Annotated in this window: 13 protein-coding genes and 1 pseudogene; 8 read left to right on the top strand and 6 right to left on the bottom strand. The window is 62.6% G+C overall.

Annotation, left to right across the window (positions count from 1 at the left end; genetic code table 11):
- Positions 1-320 precede the first annotated feature (320 nt).
- Complete coding sequence (locus tag AC1DYS_RS28890) at positions 321-1,289, top strand: ProQ/FINO family protein (RefSeq protein ID WP_477904983.1); 969 nt, start codon at positions 321-323, stop codon at positions 1,287-1,289.
- 485 nt (positions 1,290-1,774) lie between these two features.
- Here the strand turns inward: AC1DYS_RS28890 and AC1DYS_RS28885 are convergent.
- A pseudogene (locus AC1DYS_RS28885) lies at positions 1,775-1,855 on the bottom strand (ArsI/CadI family heavy metal resistance metalloenzyme); the annotation flags it as partial.
- Positions 1,856-2,004: 149 nt separating this feature from the next.
- Here AC1DYS_RS28885 and AC1DYS_RS28880 point away from each other — a divergent pair.
- From AC1DYS_RS28880 to AC1DYS_RS28870, 3 genes are all read left to right on the top strand, one after another.
- On the top strand, positions 2,005-2,691 hold the full coding sequence (locus tag AC1DYS_RS28880; RefSeq protein ID WP_477904982.1) for a hypothetical protein: 687 nt from the start codon (positions 2,005-2,007) through the stop codon (positions 2,689-2,691).
- 110 nt (positions 2,692-2,801) lie between these two features.
- Entirely contained in the window at positions 2,802-3,353 is a 552-nt protein-coding gene (locus AC1DYS_RS28875; RefSeq protein WP_477904981.1) for a hypothetical protein, read from the top strand.
- Between the two features lie 580 nt (positions 3,354-3,933).
- A complete protein-coding gene (locus AC1DYS_RS28870; protein ID WP_477904980.1) occupies positions 3,934-7,200 on the top strand; it encodes a hypothetical protein in 3,267 nt (1,088 codons plus the stop codon).
- A gap of 243 nt (positions 7,201-7,443) precedes the next feature.
- On the opposite strand, the gene AC1DYS_RS28865 is transcribed toward AC1DYS_RS28870, so the two are convergent.
- Positions 7,444-7,776: a hypothetical protein gene (locus AC1DYS_RS28865; RefSeq protein ID WP_477904979.1), complete on the bottom strand. Its 333-nt coding sequence runs from the start codon at positions 7,774-7,776 to the stop codon at positions 7,444-7,446.
- Here AC1DYS_RS28865 and AC1DYS_RS28860 point away from each other — a divergent pair.
- From AC1DYS_RS28860 to AC1DYS_RS28850, 3 genes are all read left to right on the top strand, one after another.
- Complete coding sequence (locus AC1DYS_RS28860) at positions 7,775-8,572, top strand: CHAP domain-containing protein (protein WP_477904978.1); 798 nt, start codon at positions 7,775-7,777, stop codon at positions 8,570-8,572. The genes AC1DYS_RS28865 and AC1DYS_RS28860 overlap by 2 nt on opposite strands.
- Before the next feature lie 349 nt (positions 8,573-8,921).
- Positions 8,922-9,845 carry a PGAP1-like alpha/beta domain-containing protein gene (locus AC1DYS_RS28855; protein ID WP_477904977.1) on the top strand — a complete coding sequence of 308 codons (924 nt, stop codon included), beginning with the start codon at positions 8,922-8,924 and terminating at the stop codon, positions 9,843-9,845.
- Entirely contained in the window at positions 9,842-14,194 is a 4,353-nt protein-coding gene (locus AC1DYS_RS28850; RefSeq protein ID WP_477904976.1) for a caspase family protein, read from the top strand. The genes AC1DYS_RS28855 and AC1DYS_RS28850 overlap by 4 nt, the downstream gene beginning before the upstream one ends.
- Before the next feature lie 520 nt (positions 14,195-14,714).
- On the opposite strand, the gene AC1DYS_RS28845 is transcribed toward AC1DYS_RS28850, so the two are convergent.
- The 4 genes from AC1DYS_RS28845 to AC1DYS_RS28830 form a co-directional block, all read right to left on the bottom strand.
- Positions 14,715-15,188, bottom strand: coding sequence for a hypothetical protein (locus AC1DYS_RS28845; protein WP_477904975.1), 474 nt, complete (start codon positions 15,186-15,188; stop codon positions 14,715-14,717).
- Positions 15,185-15,931 (bottom strand): StbB family protein, encoded by a 747-nt coding sequence (gene stbB, locus AC1DYS_RS28840; RefSeq protein ID WP_477904974.1) that lies wholly within the window; start codon positions 15,929-15,931, stop codon positions 15,185-15,187. The genes AC1DYS_RS28845 and stbB overlap by 4 nt, the downstream gene beginning before the upstream one ends.
- A complete protein-coding gene (locus AC1DYS_RS28835; protein WP_477904973.1) occupies positions 15,928-16,401 on the bottom strand; it encodes a hypothetical protein in 474 nt (157 codons plus the stop codon). The genes stbB and AC1DYS_RS28835 overlap by 4 nt, the downstream gene beginning before the upstream one ends.
- 268 nt (positions 16,402-16,669) lie before the next feature.
- The gene (locus AC1DYS_RS28830) at positions 16,670-16,849 is read right to left on the bottom strand and encodes a hypothetical protein (protein WP_477904972.1); all 180 of its coding nucleotides are present in this window, start codon (positions 16,847-16,849) and stop codon (positions 16,670-16,672) included.
- A gap of 462 nt (positions 16,850-17,311) precedes the next feature.
- On the opposite strand from AC1DYS_RS28830, the gene AC1DYS_RS28825 reads away from it, so the two are divergent.
- Entirely contained in the window at positions 17,312-19,075 is a 1,764-nt protein-coding gene (locus AC1DYS_RS28825) for an Eco57I restriction-modification methylase domain-containing protein (RefSeq protein WP_477904971.1), read from the top strand.
- Positions 19,076-19,337: the final 262 nt, after the last annotated feature.

Below are 19,337 nucleotides of genomic sequence, written 5' to 3'. Positions count from 1 at the left end.
CTCTGCATCAGTCGGCACGAGCCACCCGCGCGGCGAGACCTCATCGATGCACGAGTCCGCCGCCGCCCGCCGGTATTGGAGTTGTGGTCGCCCGCTTTGCAGCGGTTGCTGCCCCTCGTTGTCAGGCGTCCGACTCACGCCGACTGCCATCAAGCAGTCGCTCGCTCGCCCCCCTTGCCCGAAGCGCGGAGCTGCGCTCTACGAGGCACATAACCGCACGGCAGGATCAGACGGCTTCGCCAACGTGCAGGGCTTGCGGCCATAGGCCGAAAATACGCGGCCCGGCTACAAAGCCCCGTTGACCGACCTGCTTCTTCCCGATGCCTGACAGCCCAAAAAATCCCGAGACCACTTCTGGCCCAACGCCCAACGCGACGCTGGGCACGCCGACCGAGGCGCTGCCAGCTGCCCCAGCGGCGGCTGGAGCACCGACGCCGCGGCCCGAACCCAGCCTGGCCGACACCGCGCGCCTGCTGGCCGAGCACTTCCCGGCGCTGTTCGGCGCGGGCGTCGCCAAGCCGATCAAGCTTCGCATCCAGGCCGACATCAATCGCCGTGCGCCCGGAGTCTTCACCAAGAAGGCACTCTCAGTCTTCCTGCAGCGCCACACCACCAGGACCGCCTACCTGAGGGCCCTGGTGGCCGAGGGCGCCACACGCATCGACCTCGACGGCCAGCCGGTCGGCGAAATTGCCGCTGAACACCGCGATGCTGCAGGCGTGGAACTCGAGCGGCGTCGTGCCATCGCTGAAGCAAGGACACATGCGGAGCGCGAGGTGGCTCGGGCTTCGCGTCATGACGCCCGCCCGCTGCGGGCGTCGAGACCACCGCTCCCTTCGCAGCAGGAGGAGGTGTCGCAGTCCGCTTCTGAGGCAACCGACGTGCGGCCTGCCACTCATAGCGCGCGCCCGGTGCGTCCCGGCACGCCCGATCGCCCAGACCGCTCTCCGATGTCACCCCAAGCGCAACGACCGCCCCGCGCTGGCGTACAACAACAGCGCGGTCGGCCCGGCGACACTGGCACCGGTGCGCCGCCGCGCCCGCGCAAGCCGCGGCCCGAGCAAGAACGTGTCGGTGCACATGAGCATGAGCCCGTGAACGCGCCTACCCTGCCGCTTACTTCCGAACAGGCGGCCGAGGCCAAGGCTCGCCACCAACGCGCACTGCTGCTGCTCAGCTTCGAGCAGAGCCCGCTGTCGAAGGCGAACTTTGGGGCCTTGAAGGGGCTGAGCGAGGGAGCCCTGGACGCGCTTCTGACCGTTGCGCGGCAGGAGCGCGGGTCACGGTGATCGCCGCAAGGCCGCAGGTATCGCGGGCCCGTTCCATCCAAACCTCCATCGGCAACAACAGGCAAACGGGCCTGACTCCCGGCTGACTGGCTGCTTCCAGGTGAGGCCGCATGTTCCTGCTGTCGGCCATCAGCTGTCGCTCACGACCGGCAGCTGTGGGGGCTTCCAGTCGCATCCCCTGGTGCCCATACGCCTATACCGCCGATGGCGGACCCTGCTGTGAACGCCGGTCAGGAACCGCGTCTATTCGCTGGTGAGGTGGCGGATTTGATTCTGATCTGATCCATCGGTGAGTGGGAGGGATTGCACCTGCCCGGGCGCCCTGCAGGGCGCGCCCGGGCAGGCGCTACCGATGGCGTGGGCGAGATGCCAACGCGATGAACGCGGTGAGGCTGTGACTTTGGCGGTGCGCCCGCAGCACGGGGCGGCGCTCGGGATACAACAGCGCTCATGCCGAAGAAGGTGGGCGCGGCGGCGGTAGAGGAGTCTGGGTCGGCGCGCGCTGGTTCGGCGGCGAAGAGTTTTGAGTAGAAGGCGACGCTCTTGCCGATGTCTTCGACATGCAGGTGGACGTGGAAACGCGATCATCAGGTCGACATCGCCAAGGTGCAGGAGTGGCTCGGCCATGCCAATATCGCCACCACACGCCTCTACGACCGCCGCAAAATCCCGAGGACAGTCCGACGTTCAAGGTGACGTACTGAACAGGCAGCGCATGACAGTAATTCTCTCCCCAGACGATTTCCAAAAGGCCAAGGCCGAGCTGGTACCGCTTCGCAAGTTCATCGACTTTGTGAACCGCCAGGTCGGCGTGTACTGTGATTGCCTAGCGTCGTTCGGCAGCAATGTCGTGCGCATTGAACGGCAAATTCCGCGTGTGCAACGCCCCGTCGGCCGGCGTATTGAGCAGGGACGGCCAGTCATCGTCTATGCCAGTGTCGAAGACTCGACGTCACCCGACGTTATCCATCACCGGATTGTTCGCGCCGATGAATTTGTCTCTACAAACCGAGAGGCTGGATTTAACGAGCAGCAGCTGTGCTGGTCAATCATCGTGTTCATGTTCGCATTTTGGGACGAAGAAATTCGACCCGAAATCGCCCGCATAAGAGGGGGCAAGACAAGCGCGGTCAGACTGGACGAGTTGGGAGATCTACCTCTCCTGCGCCACAACATCGTCCACAACGGCGGCGTGATGGCCGCCGCAGACCATGCGAAGCTGAAAGTCATGGCGGCACTTTGCGCACCTGACCGTCCAATCTCGCTCACCCACGACCAGATGCATCAGATATTCGTGTTTGTGAAGCAAGCAATTGGCCGCCTGATCCTTCAATACACGGGGCAGCTGCCGGGTGCCCCTAACGCCGAGGACATTGTTGGAGTCGCTATCCAGAACCCATAGCTGAACGCCTCGCAGTGACTACGTGACTGCGCTGGGCTGTCGGGTCCCACGTCAGCTGAGCTATGGTGGCGACAAGGGCGCGCTTGTCGCCACTCCTAGAAGGAGTTCAGGTGTTCATACTCGATATCGATCGCGTTGGCATCGGCGACATTATCCTGACGGCGAACAAGATGCTGCTCAGCAAGAGCATACGCAGGGTGACCGGTGGCTCGTTCTCTCATGCCATGCTCTACGTCGCAGACCACAGCTATATCCACTCGGACGGCGACGGAGTTCATTCAAGCATACGCAGCGTCGATTGTTCCTCCTTGCGAGAACGTTCCGACGACAACACAGAAAGCGAAACACCCATGCAAACTGACAACTGCGAGTTCTTACCCGACACCAAGCGTGGAGTGAACAAGTCCAACGTCTACCTCGAGTTCGACGAAGGCTACACCCTCATTGAGGCACGCGTCGCGCTCAATACGACCACTGCCGGCGGGCCGCCCCATCAGTTCCACCGCCTGCAAAACGAAGACCACTTGACCGTCGTCTATCAGGCGGTGGCCATCCCGTGGCTGCGAGTCGGCTACGCGCCGCGCAGCAACCCACCCAATCCTGCCCACGACGGCGCGATGATCCGCGACATCATGGGCGACAACTGCCAGTTCATCGACTGACCCCTTCCAGGGGATCTACGCCACGGAAAGGGAGTCACCATGCCACTGCCGCCCCTTAAGGCCCGCTCGACCAAGGTACTTCAAGATGACGCGAGGACGCTCAAACAGGCGGAGGATATTTTCGTCGACGTCATGGCGCCAATGAGCGAGGAATCGCGACAGGCCTTGGCGCGATTTCGATAAGGTCGCGAGGCAATCGAGGACGAGCTACGCGGACGTGGATCGGCGGCAGGCTCCTAGCGTCCCTAATCCAGGAAAGAATCGGAAAGAGCAAGCCTCGGGCGGCAGCTTTACGGCCGATCTTCCGTCGGCTCTTTGCGGCCAGTAGCAGCCGGTGGCGACAGACCGGGCCCGGGTAGGCTGCTCGGCACCGCTGCCTCAACGGATGCCTTTCGAGTCGGCGCATTTCGGCGTGCGCGCGCGCCATCTGTGCGCCTTGGCGAGATCTCCACGATCGCAGCTGCGGTGAGTCAATCCGCTTGTGAAGATCTGCAATTGCCAGCTTCCTCATGCGCCCGGACGGCCCGTCCATGGCGACGCCGTATCCTACGATCCCTTTCCCGCCGCACCCTCCATCGCCATGAAGTTCCCCTGGACCGCGCCCACCGCGAGGGACATCGTCGACGAGGTCGGCGCCCTCAGCCACGACCAGCGATTCCGCCGGATGATTGAGCTCGGCCGGCAATCGGCCCAGAATCACCGACTGGCGCAAACGCTGCAGGCGTTGGCGGACTCGGAGGTCCACTACGAGCGGGTGCTGGCCCTGATGGCCGCGTCGGGGTCGCAGGACGCAGGCGTCGTGGCCAACTTCCTGGGCGATCCGTCTCAATCCCTCGCCCTGCGCGCCGCGCGACTCGCTGCGCGGATAGTTCATGACGACGTGGTGCTGAAGCGGATGCCTGATCTGGCGCCGCGCTGTCGCCAGGCCCTGGCCTGGCGGCTCTGGAAGGCGGGCCGGGCCCACGTCAACGATGCGGTCCATTCCCGGCTCTCGCAGGCGGATCGTTTGCATCTCCTGCCTTGGACCAGCGACGCCTTCATTGCTGCAAGACTCGGCACGGACGAACTCGCGTCGCTCGCACCGTCGCGATGGGCGACGCTGGCCCAGCGGCTGCCGGGGCTCGTCCGGGGTGCGCTTGTTCGCGAACTCGAGGAAGCGGAGCCGATCTCTTACGTTCTCCGCATGAGGGTCGTGGCAGCCCTGCATGGCCTGCTACGCCAGGACTGCGACGCGGGACTGACGCTGCTCGTGGCCGCCGCAGGCCGGATGCCGATCGCGACGCTTCCCATTGGCCGCTACGCCGCGCACTTCCCACAGGCGGTGGCCGGCATCCTGCTGAATCACGGGGGAACGGCGCGTGTCGGCTTGGCGGTCAATGTGCTGAAAAGGCTGGATCCCGAGACCGTGTGCGCGCTGCACATGGCGGACGCGCTGCCGAACCTGCAAGCAGTATTCCCTCGGCTGACCCCAGTGCAGCGCGCGGCGCTCTATGGCGTCGCCGGTGAAGGGTGGCGAGCGCCCAGCGGGGCGGTGCCCATCTCGCTGGTGCGCGCCTTGCCGCAGGAGACGCGGCAGGCCGAAGCACGCCGTGCTTTCTCGGCACGCCTCCTCGAGACAGAGCCGATGATGCGCGTCGCTTACCTTGGCTGCCTGCCGTTTGCAGAGGCGTCGCAACTGGCGCGGCCGTACCTGTCGCAGCCGGACGGCGAACTGCGCGCCCAGGCTGTCGCTGCGGTGGTCCACGCCGCCCGCTACGAATCCGCGAGCTTGGATGCCGTGCTCGAATTCTGCATGGCTCGTGACAACGAGCGGGATCCGGTGCGGCTCGCGATGTTCACGGCACTCGCGGCGCTGCCCGTCTCGCGCTGGGAGGCCAGGCATCTGCCCCGCTTCACTGCGCTGATCGACGCGGCGCTTCGAGCACGCGACTGCTCGTCCATGACTATGTCGGCTGCGGTGCAGTGGCTTATGGGGGTCATCGTCAAGCATCCCGATTTCGTCGCGACCACCTTGCCCCGCCTGGTCGAGCGCCTGGGCGGCATTGGCCGGATCGGCGCGGCCCACTGGGAATCGCGCATGAGTGATCGGGAGATGCGGCGAGTCGCACCGCCGCTGATGCCGATGCTCGAGACCTGGGTCCAGCGCAACCAGGGCGGCGTCGCCGTGCGGCTAATCCTTGCGTTCGGTCGCCGGGCGCGGGCGGTCGAGTCCTTCACCGATCTCCTGTTCGCGCTTGCCCGCGGCGGCCGTGCCATTGACGCCCGATCAGGGCTCGAGGCACTGGCGCACATCGGGCCTCCGAAGCGGGTAGACGAATGGATCCCGCCTTTGCTCGATCGAGAGCCCGGCTGGATCACGGTCGGCACCGTGGCGCAGCACCTGCACAGGAACCGGCAAGATCTCCTGACGCCGTTCCTGACTGCGCGCCAGTTCAGCGGCCGCTTCTCCTCCGCCCAGGCGGCCTTCCTGCCTGTCTTTGAGCGCGGCTTCGAGCGTTGGACCGCGGCTCAGCAGCAGCGCTATGGCGACTCGCTGCTTGCGATCCTGAGCAGCTCCAAGCGGAACGCGTGGGAACTCTATGGCGTTGTCCAGCGATACGCGGCCATGCCGTCGCTCGCCTTGGATCCGGTTATCCGGCTCGCGCGCCTGGACTCCCCGGACGCGGCACTGCGCGACAAGGCACTGGAAGCACTCGGGCGCGCAGACGGAGGACGTGGAGTGCCCACGTTGGTCTCCGCGCTCGACGATGCGCGCGCCCGCGTCGCGATCTACGCCTTGCGGCAATCGGTGGTCGCCATGCCGGCTGCGGAGGCACTTCGGCTGATCGGCCAGGTGCCCCGGAACAAGGTCACGGTGGCCAAGGAGATCGTGCGGTTGGTCGGCGACCTGCGCAGCGACGCGGCGTACAACTTCCTGGCAGCATTCAACGAGGACGCGTCGCTGCACCCGGACGTGCGGATCGCGCTGCTGCGCGCCTACTGGAGCTTCCTCGACCGGCCGGAGACCTGGCTGCGCCTTCGCACCGCGGCGCTCGACGGCCCTCCGGCGCTGGCACGTTCCACGATCCGCGTGCCCCAGGTCGGATTGACGCCCGAAGGCCAGCACGCCTGGGGCCAGCACATGGCCCTGTTGCTTCAACATGCCGACGCGCTCATTCGGATGGAAACCCTCGAGCGCCTCGTTCAGATGCCGCCAGCGAGAGGAGAGTCGTGCCTGCGTGATGCCTTGGTCGGGCTGCTTGACGACGTCGACCCCGCGCTGATTCAACTAGCCGCGCAGGTCCTGCTCGCAACCTACGGTCGCACCGCTGGCCAGGCGTTGGCGGCTGATTTCGCCGCGGTGAAGCGGCCGCATTCGCTGGCGGCCATCGTCTCTGCATACCGCCATCTCCAGCGCGAAGGCGCGGCGGAACTGACCACCTCCGCAGCCCCGCTTGTGGACGCGCTGATCGACCGACGCTGGCACGTTGGTCAAGCCGTCCAGATGGTGCTCGCCGTCCTGGCCACTCACACGGCCCTGGATCTGCTTCGTCGATTGCAGGCCAAGGGCTTGCTGCACCCGGGCGTCGTCGCCGACGCGCTCGCTTCGATGGCGCAGTGCGCGGCTGGCCGAAGCGTGCAGAACCTTGCCACGCTGGAGAGGACGCTGGGCGCCGAGCCGTCCGGGGCCCTTCGCCGCATCGGGTTGGGCCTGCTGTGCGAACTGGCCGCGAAAGGGGGCTGGACGTCTGAAGCGCGTCGGCGATTGAAAACGTATCGCGGAGATCCAGATCAGTGGGTGTCCGATGCGGCGGATCTCGTGCGTGTACCGAGCGAGGCGGCAGACGGGAATCAAACGGGAGAGTGATCCCCCTTCAGGCAGACTGATCTCGACCAAGCAACTCCCACCTCGCCGCTTCTTGACCTACACGGGTGTCAAGGATAGATACGACAAGCGGACTGAAGAGCAGCCTAAAGGGCGATGCGCTGATGGCTGCGATTGAGTCGATATGACTGCATGCGGCCATGAACAGTCCTTCAGGTCGATGTCCTGAACGGCAGTTCAATCCATTTTGAGGACTTCCGCGATGCCCGCTGCAACAGTCCATCCCTAATTTGGCGGACGGATTGCCGACGCTGGGTCTTGTGAGGTCACAACTTGTGCCTTATCGTTTCTCGGAATCGGCATGTTGCCGTGGGTGCCGAGTTCAAAGTGCCTTTGCTCGGTGACGATAGTTGGATCCAGCCCGCGTCGGTTCAAGAGAAAGGTTTTGCGGACGGCAAAGACAAGACCGGTGTGACTTTGAACTTCAAATTCGGTATGCCGTTTCTGCAGATCCCAGGGCCGCCTGCAAAAGCCGAAGGCAATGCTGGAAAACCATGAACGTTGCGCGGATCTGCGCATAGTCTTGGTATGAGCGACAGCGTTTTTGGAGAACTTCATGTCCAACATGTTCCCGGGTCGCGTGATTAAACAAGGCGAGTCCGATTCGGCGCTGGTGACACAAATCCAGAACACTCTTAGATCACGGGGTTATGGTCCCTTTGTTGACGGCGTATTCAACGCGGGCATGGTGTCAGTTGTCAGGCTGTTTCAATCTCAAAACGTAGACTCTATCGGGCGGCCACTGATCTCTGATGGGGAAATCGGTATCTACACTTGGGGAAGCCTCTTTCCGACGCCTGCGCCAGCGCCGGCAAGCGCTCCGTCGACGTTGATGCTCCAGGCGTTAGCGATCGCGGGCACCCAGGAAGGTCAGATGGAGGTCCCCACTGGATCAAATCGCGGTCCGATGGTGGATGCCTACCTCCAATCCGTGGGTATCGACCCAACCAAAGGCACACCGGACGACCGGTACTGGTGTATGGCATTTGTCTACTGGACCTTCAAGACTGCGGGGCAAACCCTTGCCGTTCCCAATCCGATTCCGAAGACAGCTGGATGCGTTGACCACTGGAATCGCGCCAAGAACATTGCGAAGGCGGTTCGGATCTCCGGTGCAGACGCCTACGCGAATCCATCACTCGTCAAGCCCGGCTTGATCTTCATATTGAACTTTGGTGGTGGACACGGTCACACGGGGATCGTCGAAAAGTTGCTACCCGGCGGAGTGCTGTCCACCATCGAGGGCAACACGGACTCAACGGGCAGTGGAAACGGCATTGGTGTGTTCCGCGGCACTCGCCGGAAGCTCAATGACAAGTCGTTGCTCGGGTTTGTTGACTACGCACTTTGTTGAGCGCTCGATCGTCTACACCAGTGAGCGAGAAGAGTCTCCGCGAATGGTTCGGACCGTCGCCCCTGCGGACGCATCACGTCAGCGGCGCGCACTACACCAGAGGCTGAATCCTTGTCCGGATGGCGGTCCTCCCAAGCAGGGACTGCCACTACCCAACGCGATCTTGGCGTCAGGATCGCACTTGGCGAGCACCTTACATCGCGTAGGTTGAAGTTGTGGTGCAACTGGGGCGCGCCCGGTAGCATTCACCACATCTGTCGCCTTGTCCCATGCTTTCCGCGACCAACGCGGATGCAGTTTGCGAGGACCGTTCGTCTGTACCCCTTTGGCCCACTGCCGGAGAGCACGCATGGCAAAAATCGTCGGCATTCACGGGATTGCGAATACGTTCAGGACTGCTGCCCAGTTGACCTCGGACTGGGGTGCGGCGCTACAGGGGGCCTTGGAAGAGGCGGGGCGACGCCACTGGCTCGCGGAGCGCGACCTGGTCGTCGTGGCTTACGGGGCTTTGTTTCGACTCGGTGCGGATGGGAAGGAGCGCATACCCAGCCGGGGAGGCGCGAGTCGGGCTGCAAAGTTTGAACCGATCGAGGATTGGGAGTGCGACCTCGTGGAGGCCTGGTGGCGCGCCGCCTCCGCACTTTCTGCCGACAACCGCCGAGACGGCGGGACGGACCCCTTGGGGGAGGATGCCGGCATTCAGCCGCCGGAGTTCGAGGGGAGGGCACGCACGCCGCAGTTTCTCCAGCGGGGGCTGGTGCAACTCGCCAAATCCAGGTTTTTTCGGCCACTTGCTCCGGCGTTGTTGGTGTCTGAACTGCGGCAGTTGCGTCTGTTCTTACACGACAAGAACTTCAAGGAGGCAATCTTGCGGCGAGTGGCTGAGCAAGTGGGGCCCGATACCAGGGTCGTCATCGGGCATTCGCTGGGCTCCGTGGTGGCCTACGAGGCGCTGTGCGCCCACCCCGATTGGCGGGTTCACACCTTCCTCTCTCTCGGCTCGCCACTCGGAATTCCGAACGTGGTGTTCGACGCGTTGGCGACTGAGCTGCAGGACGGCCGCCGCGCGTGGCCGAATGTAGCCCAATGGGTCAATATCGCAGACAAGGGTGACCTGGTTGCGCTAGTCAAGGAACTCGCGCCTTTGTTTGGCCCGGTGCAGGACACGTTGGTGCACAACGGATGGCGATCACATGACGTAAACCGCTACCTATGCGCGAGAGAAGCCGGCCTGGCCGTGGCGAGTGCGCTCGAAGCCACTGGTGCGGCGTGAACTCCATCGTGTCGCCCGACGGCCGCCGCTACCTGATCGCGGTCGGCTCGCCCATGACCCCGGGCATGCCAATGCTCGAGCGCGTGGCCCCGGACATCCAGCGCATCGAGCAACTTTTCTGCAGCCCTGCTCAAGGCTACTCACGTGTCCTGGCCAGCAAGATATCCGTCGGCGCGTCCGCTCCTGACATTCGCGCCGCAATCTACCAGTGGTTCACCGACCCCGACCGGCGCTCGTCGGACATTGTGCTGATGTACTTTGCGGGGCACGGGGGGGACGCTGGCCGGGCCGGAAGGTACTACTTATTCACCAGCGACACGAACGACAACAAACTGTCGGAGACGGCGATCAATGTTGCCGAGTTTCTCGAGCAGCTTTTCGAAGGCAGCGGGGAGCGTCCGCAGAACCTCCTGCTGGTGCTCGACTCCTGCTATTCAGGTAAAGGAGGTGGGCAATCGATTGCATCGCTTTCACGCATTCGGGAAAGTGGTTTTTTTCGAGAGGGCGCCGGACTTTGGTTCGTGGCATCGGCCGATCCCTTAACGGAGGCCGGCGATGGCGCGTTTGTGAAGGCGCTGGAAGGCGTTATGGCAGACCCGGCGTGGGTGCCGCACGGTGGCTCGCGCTACCTAAATCCGCTCGACCTATTGGTTGTCGCGGTCAACGCGCATTTCGATCGAGAGGGCTTCCCTCAGGCCGCCGAAGGCGATGTCTTTGGCCACCGGCAGGCGCACCGATTCATTCGTAATCCGCACTACACGTCGCAGCGTGACGGCGTTCCCCTCGTCGATGAAGCGCATTGGGACCCCAAGGGACGCGGCGTGGAGGGAATGGCTTCAACTGGCTGGTACTTCACGGGCCGCCAGACGGCTTTGCGCGAGCTAACCGCCTGGCTGGAGTCGCCGGCCTCGGACCGCCGTGCCCGCGTAGTGACCGGTGCACCTGGCTCAGGCAAGTCCGCCGTGCTTGCGCGACTTGTCCTCTCGGCACACCACGTCAAGCGTGCCGAGATGATTGCGTGCAACATGCTGGATCCGCTTGACGGCACCGCGCCGGCCGTTGGGAAGCTCCAGGCCTACGCCCACGCTCGAGGTCTTTCCACTAGCGACATTGCGATCAGCCTGGCGCATCAACTCGGATCGGCAAAGGAGACGCTCGATGGGCTCCTCCACCACTTGGCTCTCGCGGCGGGACCGGTGGGCATCATCGTCGACGCGCTCGACGAGTCAGCGGATCCGCTGGACACCGAAACAAACTTGCTCCGTCCCTTGGCGGATGCCTCGGCGGTGCGCCTGATCGTCGGCTCGCGTCGGCGGGGGAAGGCCATTCCGTTGGCCGGTGCCGCCACCGAACTGGACTTGGACGGAGAGCGTTACTTCAGCCCCGCCGACATGATCGCCTACGTTTGGCGCCGACTCGTCGAGTGGGACCCGCCAACCGTCTATCGTGATCCGGCTCGCCACGAGGACGCCACCCGATTGGCGCGGCACGTGGGGGAAAGGGCCGGCGTGTCCTTTCTGTTTTCTCGACTTGTGAGCCGCGCGCTGGCCAACCTCCCCACTGCCATCGACACGTCGATAGCCAACTGGCAATTACGGATCGCCGTTCCCCAGGACCTCCACCAAGCGTTTGAATTCGACCTGCAGCGCTTCCCGCGCGAAGCGCGGACCAGGATTCTCGATCTGTTGGTTCCGTTAGCGTATGCGCGAGGAAAGGGAATGCCGCAGAAGAATCTGTGGGTCACGGCCGCCTCGAAAATTGCGGGAAAGGAATACGGCAATGGCGACATTCGGGACGCACTCTCAATCGCCGGCTATTACGTTATCCAAGACACCGATCAAGACGAGGTGGTCTACCGTCTATTCCACCAGGAGTTCGCCGACTATTTGAAGCTGCTCACCAAAGACCAGCGTATCGAGACGCTCATGGTAGATGCGCTGGTTGAAGTCGCGACGAATCGGCACGACGGTAGTGTTTGGGAGCGGCTGCACGATCCATACACGCGGCGCCATCTCGCTGATCACGCGGCCGCCGCCGGCGTTCTCGACCAGTTCATCGAGGAGCCGGAATTCCTGATTCACATGCCGCCCGAAGGAATCTTGCCGTACCTTCACGGCTTAGTCTCGCGTGCCGCGCTTCGAAATGCGGACATGTATCGCAAGGTCTCCCACCACATGAGAGCGGCCTCAGTGAGCGAGCGTGCCAGCTATCTGCATTTGGCCGCCCTTCAGGCTGGGATGGGCGATGTTGCACAAGCGATCTTCAACGCCAACCAAGCCTACCGTTGGCGAGCGCGATGGGCGCTTTGGCGAAAAGCGGTCCCGGGGGAAGTGGCAATCGAGTCCGAGCAGCCAGTCTCGGCAATCTCGCTACGAGAGATAGACACCGATCGTTCGGTAGTGGCATTGGGTGTCAATGGAGCGGTTCATCTTTGGGCGTTGCCCGGCCAGGGGTTTCTTGGGGCATCTGAATCATTTGAGGGGGTGGTGAGTCACATATTTGTTCTCGATGCGAACGATCAGAAATGGGTGATAGGGGTTTGGACCCCGGGCTCTATGAGCGACAAAGGGCAAACAACGAAGATTCGTGTGCTCGATTATCTGTCGTTGAAGATCCATGCGGAGACGAGCAGCGGTTCCTCGTATCGTCCAGGCGCTGCCTGCGCAGAGGTGGTCAACGGCGAGGCGATGCTTGCGTTGGCGATGGACGAAAACGTGCAGATCTGGTCCGTACCTTCACTTGGTCCCACATGGGTTGTCCCGAAGAACCATTTGACCGATATCCGCTGCATGGCATTGGCCGAGTGCCCCTCCGGCCCAGTGTTGGTCGCGTCCTTCGATTCGTGTTCAATGGGAACGTACTGTGACGAGGGAATCTTGACCCGAATGTGGAGTGCTCCCCAGTTGGACTCAATGGCCGATCACTACTTTCGTTCTCGAGGTTCCGCCTCGTCGATGTCCGCGTTCAAGATGATGAACGAGCAATTCATCGCTATCGGATACCTGGCGCCGGCCTTCGTCGAAGTCCTGAATACGGGTTCTCTTAAGCAGGGATTGCTGCTAAATGGTGGGTCGCGATTTCAGTTGGCCGGTGTCGTGGAGCAAGTCGACGGGGTCCTTATCTGTGGCGACCAATACGGGAAGTTCTGCTTCGCGCAGCTCCGGCAGGACGCGCGAGGCCAGTTGTCCGGGAACACGGTCCACACCAGCATAGAGATGCAGGGACAGATGCTGACTGCCCCCACCCGCGTCCACGGGCGTGCCGTGGTTGCAAGCGTCTATGACGCGTGTCAGATTCGACTCTGGGATGTTAATGAAATGCTTGTCGCCCAGGGACCGAACGAGGGATCGGTGTCGGAAGCGCAGTTCCTATTCGCCCTCGACTCCGACACCATTTCCGCCGCTGCCTTCGATGTCTCGTGCGGGTTCGTATTTACTGGCACGACAGCGGGTCGCATTTCGGCTGTGAGCGCTTCGACCGGTGCTCCATGCTGGGCAGTCGAAGGGTCAAGTGTCGGACATGTACAGGACATGGCTCTGGGAACGATTGACAAGGCGAGCGTGTTGGTGGTGGCTGGTTGGTCTGGCGACATTCGGTTGCTAAACGCCAGCAACGGACAGTTGCTCAAACAAAGGATTTCTCTCGATGGGCATATTTGTTCGATTGATACAGCGCTCATCGATGGTGTTCCGCTGTGCTTCGTCGCCGTGAATCTGGAGAACAAATACAGTGTTCGCATCTTCGATCTGCGTACAGGAAAGGAACGGAGTCGCGTTGGGGCGCCGCCCGAACAAGACTCTGCAAACCACATCGGAATTAGTGGCTACGACGAAAAGACGATAGAGGTAATAAAAATCGTTCTAGGGGACGAGGATTCAGAGAGCCTAATCTTGATAGCCGGGCCATATAGCTTTGTGCGAAAGCTACGTTGGCCTGGCCCAAATCGGGGCCGTCCGACGGATCTTGAAATGGATGAGCGTGTGCCGAATTCCTATGTAAACAGTCTTACGACAGGAGTGCTCGCGAATCGTCGCGTCGCAGTGGCCGGGAACGAGCTTGGCCTCTTGGTTGCATGGGATCTCGAGACCAGCGAGCAGCTGCATCGCGTTGAGTCTGCGCACAGCGGTTCGATTTCCGCACTGCTTGTTGCTGACCAGTTGAGTTCGGGCTCCGTGGTCTCTGGCGGCTCGGGGAGTGTTCGCTTGTGGTCCAGTGATTTGCGACAGAGGCTTGAGATTGACTTGGAGACAAGAGTCGTAGCTCTCGGACTTGTTGGCATGGATGCCATCTTCGTTGCGACTCACAAGGGACTTGCGGTAGTCGAACTAGGGACTCATTCGGGCCGATAGGATTTCAGTGGGACGGCAACGTCCTAAAGGGGCGACGGCCCTTCGGTCGAGGCGGGCAAACTGCCCGACCGTCAGGTATTTGCCGGCAAGCTGCGCGCGACTGCTCGGATCGACAGACCGCAACCGCTGCACCGGTGACCTTGCCGAGGCGATGCCGAACGGCAACAGAGGGTCGGATCCGGGCGGTCGTCCATCGCGAGAGGAGTCCGTCGGAGCGTTGTCGCGCACTCTCCGAAGTTCGAGTGACCGGTTCGGAGGGTGCAGCGGTCATCGGACGAGCAAAGTTGCGTCTGACCGCTTTCGGTTCGTGCCGTCGTTCGATGCGCGTCCTCAATCGGCAGCACATAATCTTGAGCCGGTGCAGGGCGGCTCAGCTCCTGCGCGTAACTGGAGTGATAGACAAGTTCCTCAGCAGAATTCGCTGGCACCGGTTGCGTGGAGCAGCGCCCGCCGAAGCGCGTGGACTCTCGGGGCCGCCGGTACGCCGAGCATGCCGTGATGGACCGGAGAGCCAACTCGCTCAATGCCGGCAGGCAAAGTCTGCCAGCCACCACGTCAGATTCGCCGCGACGGCTGCAGCGGCGGCGTGGGTCAATACAGACGACCACGGATTTCCGTATCGACGGCGCAGATCAGTGGCGAGCAACAGCAGCGGCCTCGATATGCGGTCCAGTTCAGGACCGATCTCCGTCCTGAACAGGGCCTGCGCCGCTGCCTCCATCGCCCGCACCTGCGCATCGGCCGCGGCACGGGTGGCCTCATGGACGCGATGGGCGATGTACTTCGGAGCCACCACGTTAATGCGCTCGAGGACCGCCGCCGTGCGTCTCTCCAGGTCGGTCGCCTGTTGGGCGAGGTCTTCGCACCCCTGGATCAGCTGCCGTTGGCTCGCCTCCAGCGCAGGCGCGCACGCTTCGAGCCGAGCGATCAGCTCGGCCATCTCGCCGAGCGCTTCGATGAAGAACGCTTCACGAGCGGTGTCGGGCGGGTTCATGCGGCGCTCTCCACCGTGGCAACAGGTCCGGCCTCGTGCTCCAGCCCCAACGCATCGAAGCACGCGTCAAGTTGCGCCACCACGCTGCTGGCCAGCCGGCAGGTGGCCAGCTTCTGGGCCAGGGCCATCTTCTCTGCCGGGTCCTTCGTCCGGCCGATCAACCGCTTGTAGTCGGTGTCGTCCTGTGCAAGCAAGCGGAGGTCGGCTTCCGCACCGCGCTTGCCGCGGATGCGGGCATAGATCTCGTTGGTCCGCAGCAGGCACGCCATGTTGACGGTGGCGACGGGTTCTTCCTGCAGAAATTCCCGCACCAGGTAGAAGGCCTGCTCGACGGGAACGCCGGGTTCTGCCATGTTGAACACGACCTTCAGACGGGCCGCAGGAACACCCAGGCCGGACAGGGCGATCAGCGTGGCGATGGTGTCCTGCTGCTGCTTGAGGGGCGGCACCGTCGGAATGACGAAGCAGTCGAAATCCTGGTGGCTGCCGCGGTAGTCCTGCATCAACTCCAGGAAGTCCCCGATGCTGCTGGCGCCGATGTCGACCACCGCGCTGTCAACGGTCTGAAGGTACTCCTGCAGCATGCTGAACTGCTTGCCACGCAGCACGGGCGATTCGCCTTCGCTGGCGTTGAGGGCTTCGATGGCGATGAGTTCGGCGCCGGGGATGCGGGGCAGCAGCAGGTGCTGCGCCAGGGTGGACTTGCCGACATTGCCGGAGAAATTGATGACGGCGATCTTCATGATGGTTGCTCCTTTGCACGGACGAGGGGGTTGTCGCTCTTGCTGCGCACGAACGCTTCAGCACGGTCCTTCGCACGGGCCGGGCTCGGAATGCTGGGTGGGCCCAGGTGGGCCGCGACGACTGGGCCGGGCGGGCCGGTGCCCGCCATAGGGACAGGCGAGGGTGCCGATGGGGCCGAAGGAGGCGGCGCGACGGGGGCGGACAACCCAGGCCGCAACGCTTCCCGTCTGACCGTGCTGATGTTGACGTGCACGCCCACGGCCAGCAGCGCTTGCCGGATCGCCTCCAGGGTGTGCCCCTGGGCGCGAAGCTGCACGATCTGGTCTGCGTAGTGGCGCGCCTTGCGCGTGAGCCGACCCGGCGGCTGCAGCGGGACCAGCGTTGCGGGGGGAGGTGGTGTGGTCCGTGTGCGCTCCGTCGGCGGAGCCTCTTCATTCGTTGGCGGTGGGTGTGCGGTGCCTTCTGGCATGGATGCGCTCCTTATTCGGAAGAGAGCGCTGCCTGTGCGGTCCGCGTGGAGTGCTTGGCGCCGCCTGGGCTGCCTCTGTTTCCGTCAGGGCATCATCGAGCGGGATTTCGGCGGTTCGAGCGATGACTTTCTGCTGAAAATCATCGACAACGACAGGTCTCTTTGTCGATGAATATGAAAAGAGAAGTGAGTGCAGGATAGGCGGAGCGCCAGCAAATGGCTGCCAGCGTTTCGCCTGAGCGCGCTCAATGAGCCTCGCTTGGTTCGCTCACGGATGGCTCGTCAATTCGACGCGGTCCTGACGCTCTCGCACACGCAAGTGGTGGAGCGCGGCCAGGGCTCGAGCAGACCCGACGCTGTCCCCGGTCGGAACCCGCCGACTAACGCGGTCGTCGCCGATCGCGGCGGCACCGGCGATGACGATGTGAGTTCGGCCGTAGCGGTTCATTTAAGCGATCGAGTCGGCCAGCGACGTGTCGTCGAACTCGGCCTCACCGCGCTCCCAGCCGACGACGACTTGCACCAGAAGAGACCTCCACGGTCCGGTTGATTCACAGGCGTTCGCCTGGTTTCAGGACGACTCACCGAGGGCGCATGACTGTGATACTCGTTGGTTGAGCGGACAACGACCTTTCCTTCGACGAGCGTCATCCACAGGCTATCAACGATTCGCCCTGCATGTTTTCATCGTTCACTCGACCAAATCGGAGTGGTGAAGGCGGTCGAGCGGTCGATGTATGCGTGATGTGATTCTCATCATTCGAGGGTATCGGCCGGCACGTTTCTGGCGTAGGCTGCCGATACACTTACTCAACTGTGGAGGGCCACGTCATGACGTGCGGCAGGAGCTTTGAACTTGAGGCGATGGAACCATTGGCCTACACCGATCGGTAGAACCTCAAAGGTACCGATGGTTATTCCTGAAGCACGACTCAAATTCTTTCGACGAGCACGTGCCCTGACGGCGTTGTGCGCCGACGATGCCTCTGCTCCGCGACGCTTAGCTCTGGCTGTTCTCTGGCTCTGGCAAGAGGCGAGCTTTCCTTTCCTGACCCAGCTCACCCGTCGACCTTATGGGACCTCTCAGTTTCTCGCCGACCCGGCGGTGATCGGATTTTCCTGTTGGCTTGCCGAGCACGAGAACTTCAACGTCGCAGCCTATTGGCTCGCGACTGCGTACGCAATTTGGGTCGGTGAGGCTGAGAGGACGAGCAACTCGCTGTACTTCACACCCCCGAAACTCTCCGAGCGCGTCATCGACGACCTTGTCGGTGAGGGAGCAAGCCTCGCCGATGGGAACTGGCATGACCCAGCATGCGGTGGAGCTGCCTTTTTGGTGCCCGTTGCGCAACGCGTCGCGAAGGCTCTGCGTCAGCGCGGCGATACGGCGCGGTCGGTTATCAAGCACATCGAGAAGAACGTCTCGGGCAGTGACCTCGACGAAACGCTGCTGGAGCTTTCTCGCCACTTCTTGCGGATGGCCCTATACGACCTCGTTGTGTCGTCAAAGTACTTGCCGGACTTCGAGCTTGTTCATGGTGATGGCCTGGCCGCCACCACCTCTAGCCGACGTCCGCACGTCGTCATCTGCAATCCGCCGTACCGAAAGCTGAAGGCCAAGGACGTCGAAGGCTATGTGAAGGACTATGGATCGGTGATCGAGGGTCAACCGAACATCTATGGATTGTTCATTCACAGGTCAATTCAGATGGCCAAGCTCGGTGGCTTGGTTGGACTGCTGACCCCGACAAGCTACCTCTCGGGGCAGTATTTTTCGAAACTGAGAGTAGAACTGCTCAACCGCGCCGGGCCTATTCGGATCGACATGCTCAGCGGCCGAACGTCAACCTTCATTGACGTGGAACAAGAGACTGCCATCACAGTTCTTCGGACACGGGTGCCGATGGAAGTCGACCGCTGGTGCGTGAACGTCTCTGTTCGCACCAAGGAAGACGTATTCGAAGATGTCGGTCAGTGCGTGTTGCCTACGTGCGGTAGACCATGGCCAATTCCGAAGCGCGTCGACGATGTTGCGCTCCTCAAGGCGGCTGAGTCCTCGGTAGTTCGTCTTTCAAGCTACGGCTATCAAGCGAAGGTTGGGCATCTCGTGGACTACCGCGATGAACGCAAGCGCTATTCAAAGCCGCCGAAGACTAAGCACGGTCACACTGTCTTCCCCTTGGTATGGGCCACTGACATCACGCCGAAGGGCGTCTTCACGCATGGCCGGCGCCGACGGGGCGACAAGCACGAGCTCTACGTGGCGACAGTCGCAGGTGAGCAAAGCTGTGTGATTCGCCGCCCTTCGTTGGTCATGCAGCGCGTGACGTCAACAGACCAGCCTCGGCGCCTGGTGTGTGCGGCCGTGCCTGCTGAGTGGGCTGCGAGTCACAAGGGATTCGTAGCTGAAAACCACGTGATCGTCATTGAGCAGGTCGCGGGGAGAGTCCCGGCTTTCGACACGCAGACGCTCGCTCTGGTTCTCAGCTCGGCGACCGTCGACCGCTTGTTCCGTTCCATCTCCGGCGTTGCGAACGTCTCGGTGTTCGAGCTGAACCAGGTTCCAATGCCCGACGCAGAGGCGGTGCTTAGGGAGTTAAAGCTGGGAGGCGACCTCGAGTCCGCTGTGCTGAAGGGCTACGGGCTTCTTGCGCCGTCTGCCAGGGCTGCGTGACGAGTCCGATGGCTGCATCTAGTTGAACTGACTCAATCACCGGATCGATATGCCTACCCCATCCCGCTGGCGATCGAACGAGAAGTCACGAGACGATAGCAAGAAGAAGCAGGCCGAACTCACCGCTCAATACGTTAGCAGTCGCGACAAGGCTCGGCGGGCGCGAGAGGCAGTTGCCCCGAGCGCCTTGAACGGGAACTCCACCCTGCCTGCGAACCCATCTTCAGCCATTGAGGTTGCTGCGCCAGCACCCGCAGAGCCA

Source organism: Rhizobacter sp. P2_G4, assembly GCF_056403575.1.
This window is presented reverse-complemented; position numbering and strand designations above follow the sequence as displayed.

Coding starts and splice junctions, on each gene's coding strand:
- AC1DYS_RS28890 (WP_477904983.1), top strand. CDS start 321: ATGCCTGACAGCCCAAAAAATCCCGAGACCACTTCTGGCCCAACGCCC.
- AC1DYS_RS28880 (WP_477904982.1), top strand. CDS start 2,005: ATGACAGTAATTCTCTCCCCAGACGATTTCCAAAAGGCCAAGGCCGAG.
- AC1DYS_RS28870 (WP_477904980.1), top strand. CDS start 3,934: ATGAAGTTCCCCTGGACCGCGCCCACCGCGAGGGACATCGTCGACGAG.
- AC1DYS_RS28860 (WP_477904978.1), top strand. CDS start 7,775: ATGTCCAACATGTTCCCGGGTCGCGTGATTAAACAAGGCGAGTCCGAT.
- AC1DYS_RS28865 (WP_477904979.1), bottom strand. CDS start 7,776: ATGAAGTTCTCCAAAAACGCTGTCGCTCATACCAAGACTATGCGCAGA.
- AC1DYS_RS28855 (WP_477904977.1), top strand. CDS start 8,922: ATGGCAAAAATCGTCGGCATTCACGGGATTGCGAATACGTTCAGGACT.
- AC1DYS_RS28845 (WP_477904975.1), bottom strand. CDS start 15,188: ATGAACCCGCCCGACACCGCTCGTGAAGCGTTCTTCATCGAAGCGCTC.
- stbB (WP_477904974.1), bottom strand. CDS start 15,931: ATGAAGATCGCCGTCATCAATTTCTCCGGCAATGTCGGCAAGTCCACC.
- AC1DYS_RS28835 (WP_477904973.1), bottom strand. CDS start 16,401: ATGCCAGAAGGCACCGCACACCCACCGCCAACGAATGAAGAGGCTCCG.
- AC1DYS_RS28830 (WP_477904972.1), bottom strand. CDS start 16,849: ATGAACCGCTACGGCCGAACTCACATCGTCATCGCCGGTGCCGCCGCG.
- AC1DYS_RS28825 (WP_477904971.1), top strand. CDS start 17,312: ATGGTTATTCCTGAAGCACGACTCAAATTCTTTCGACGAGCACGTGCC.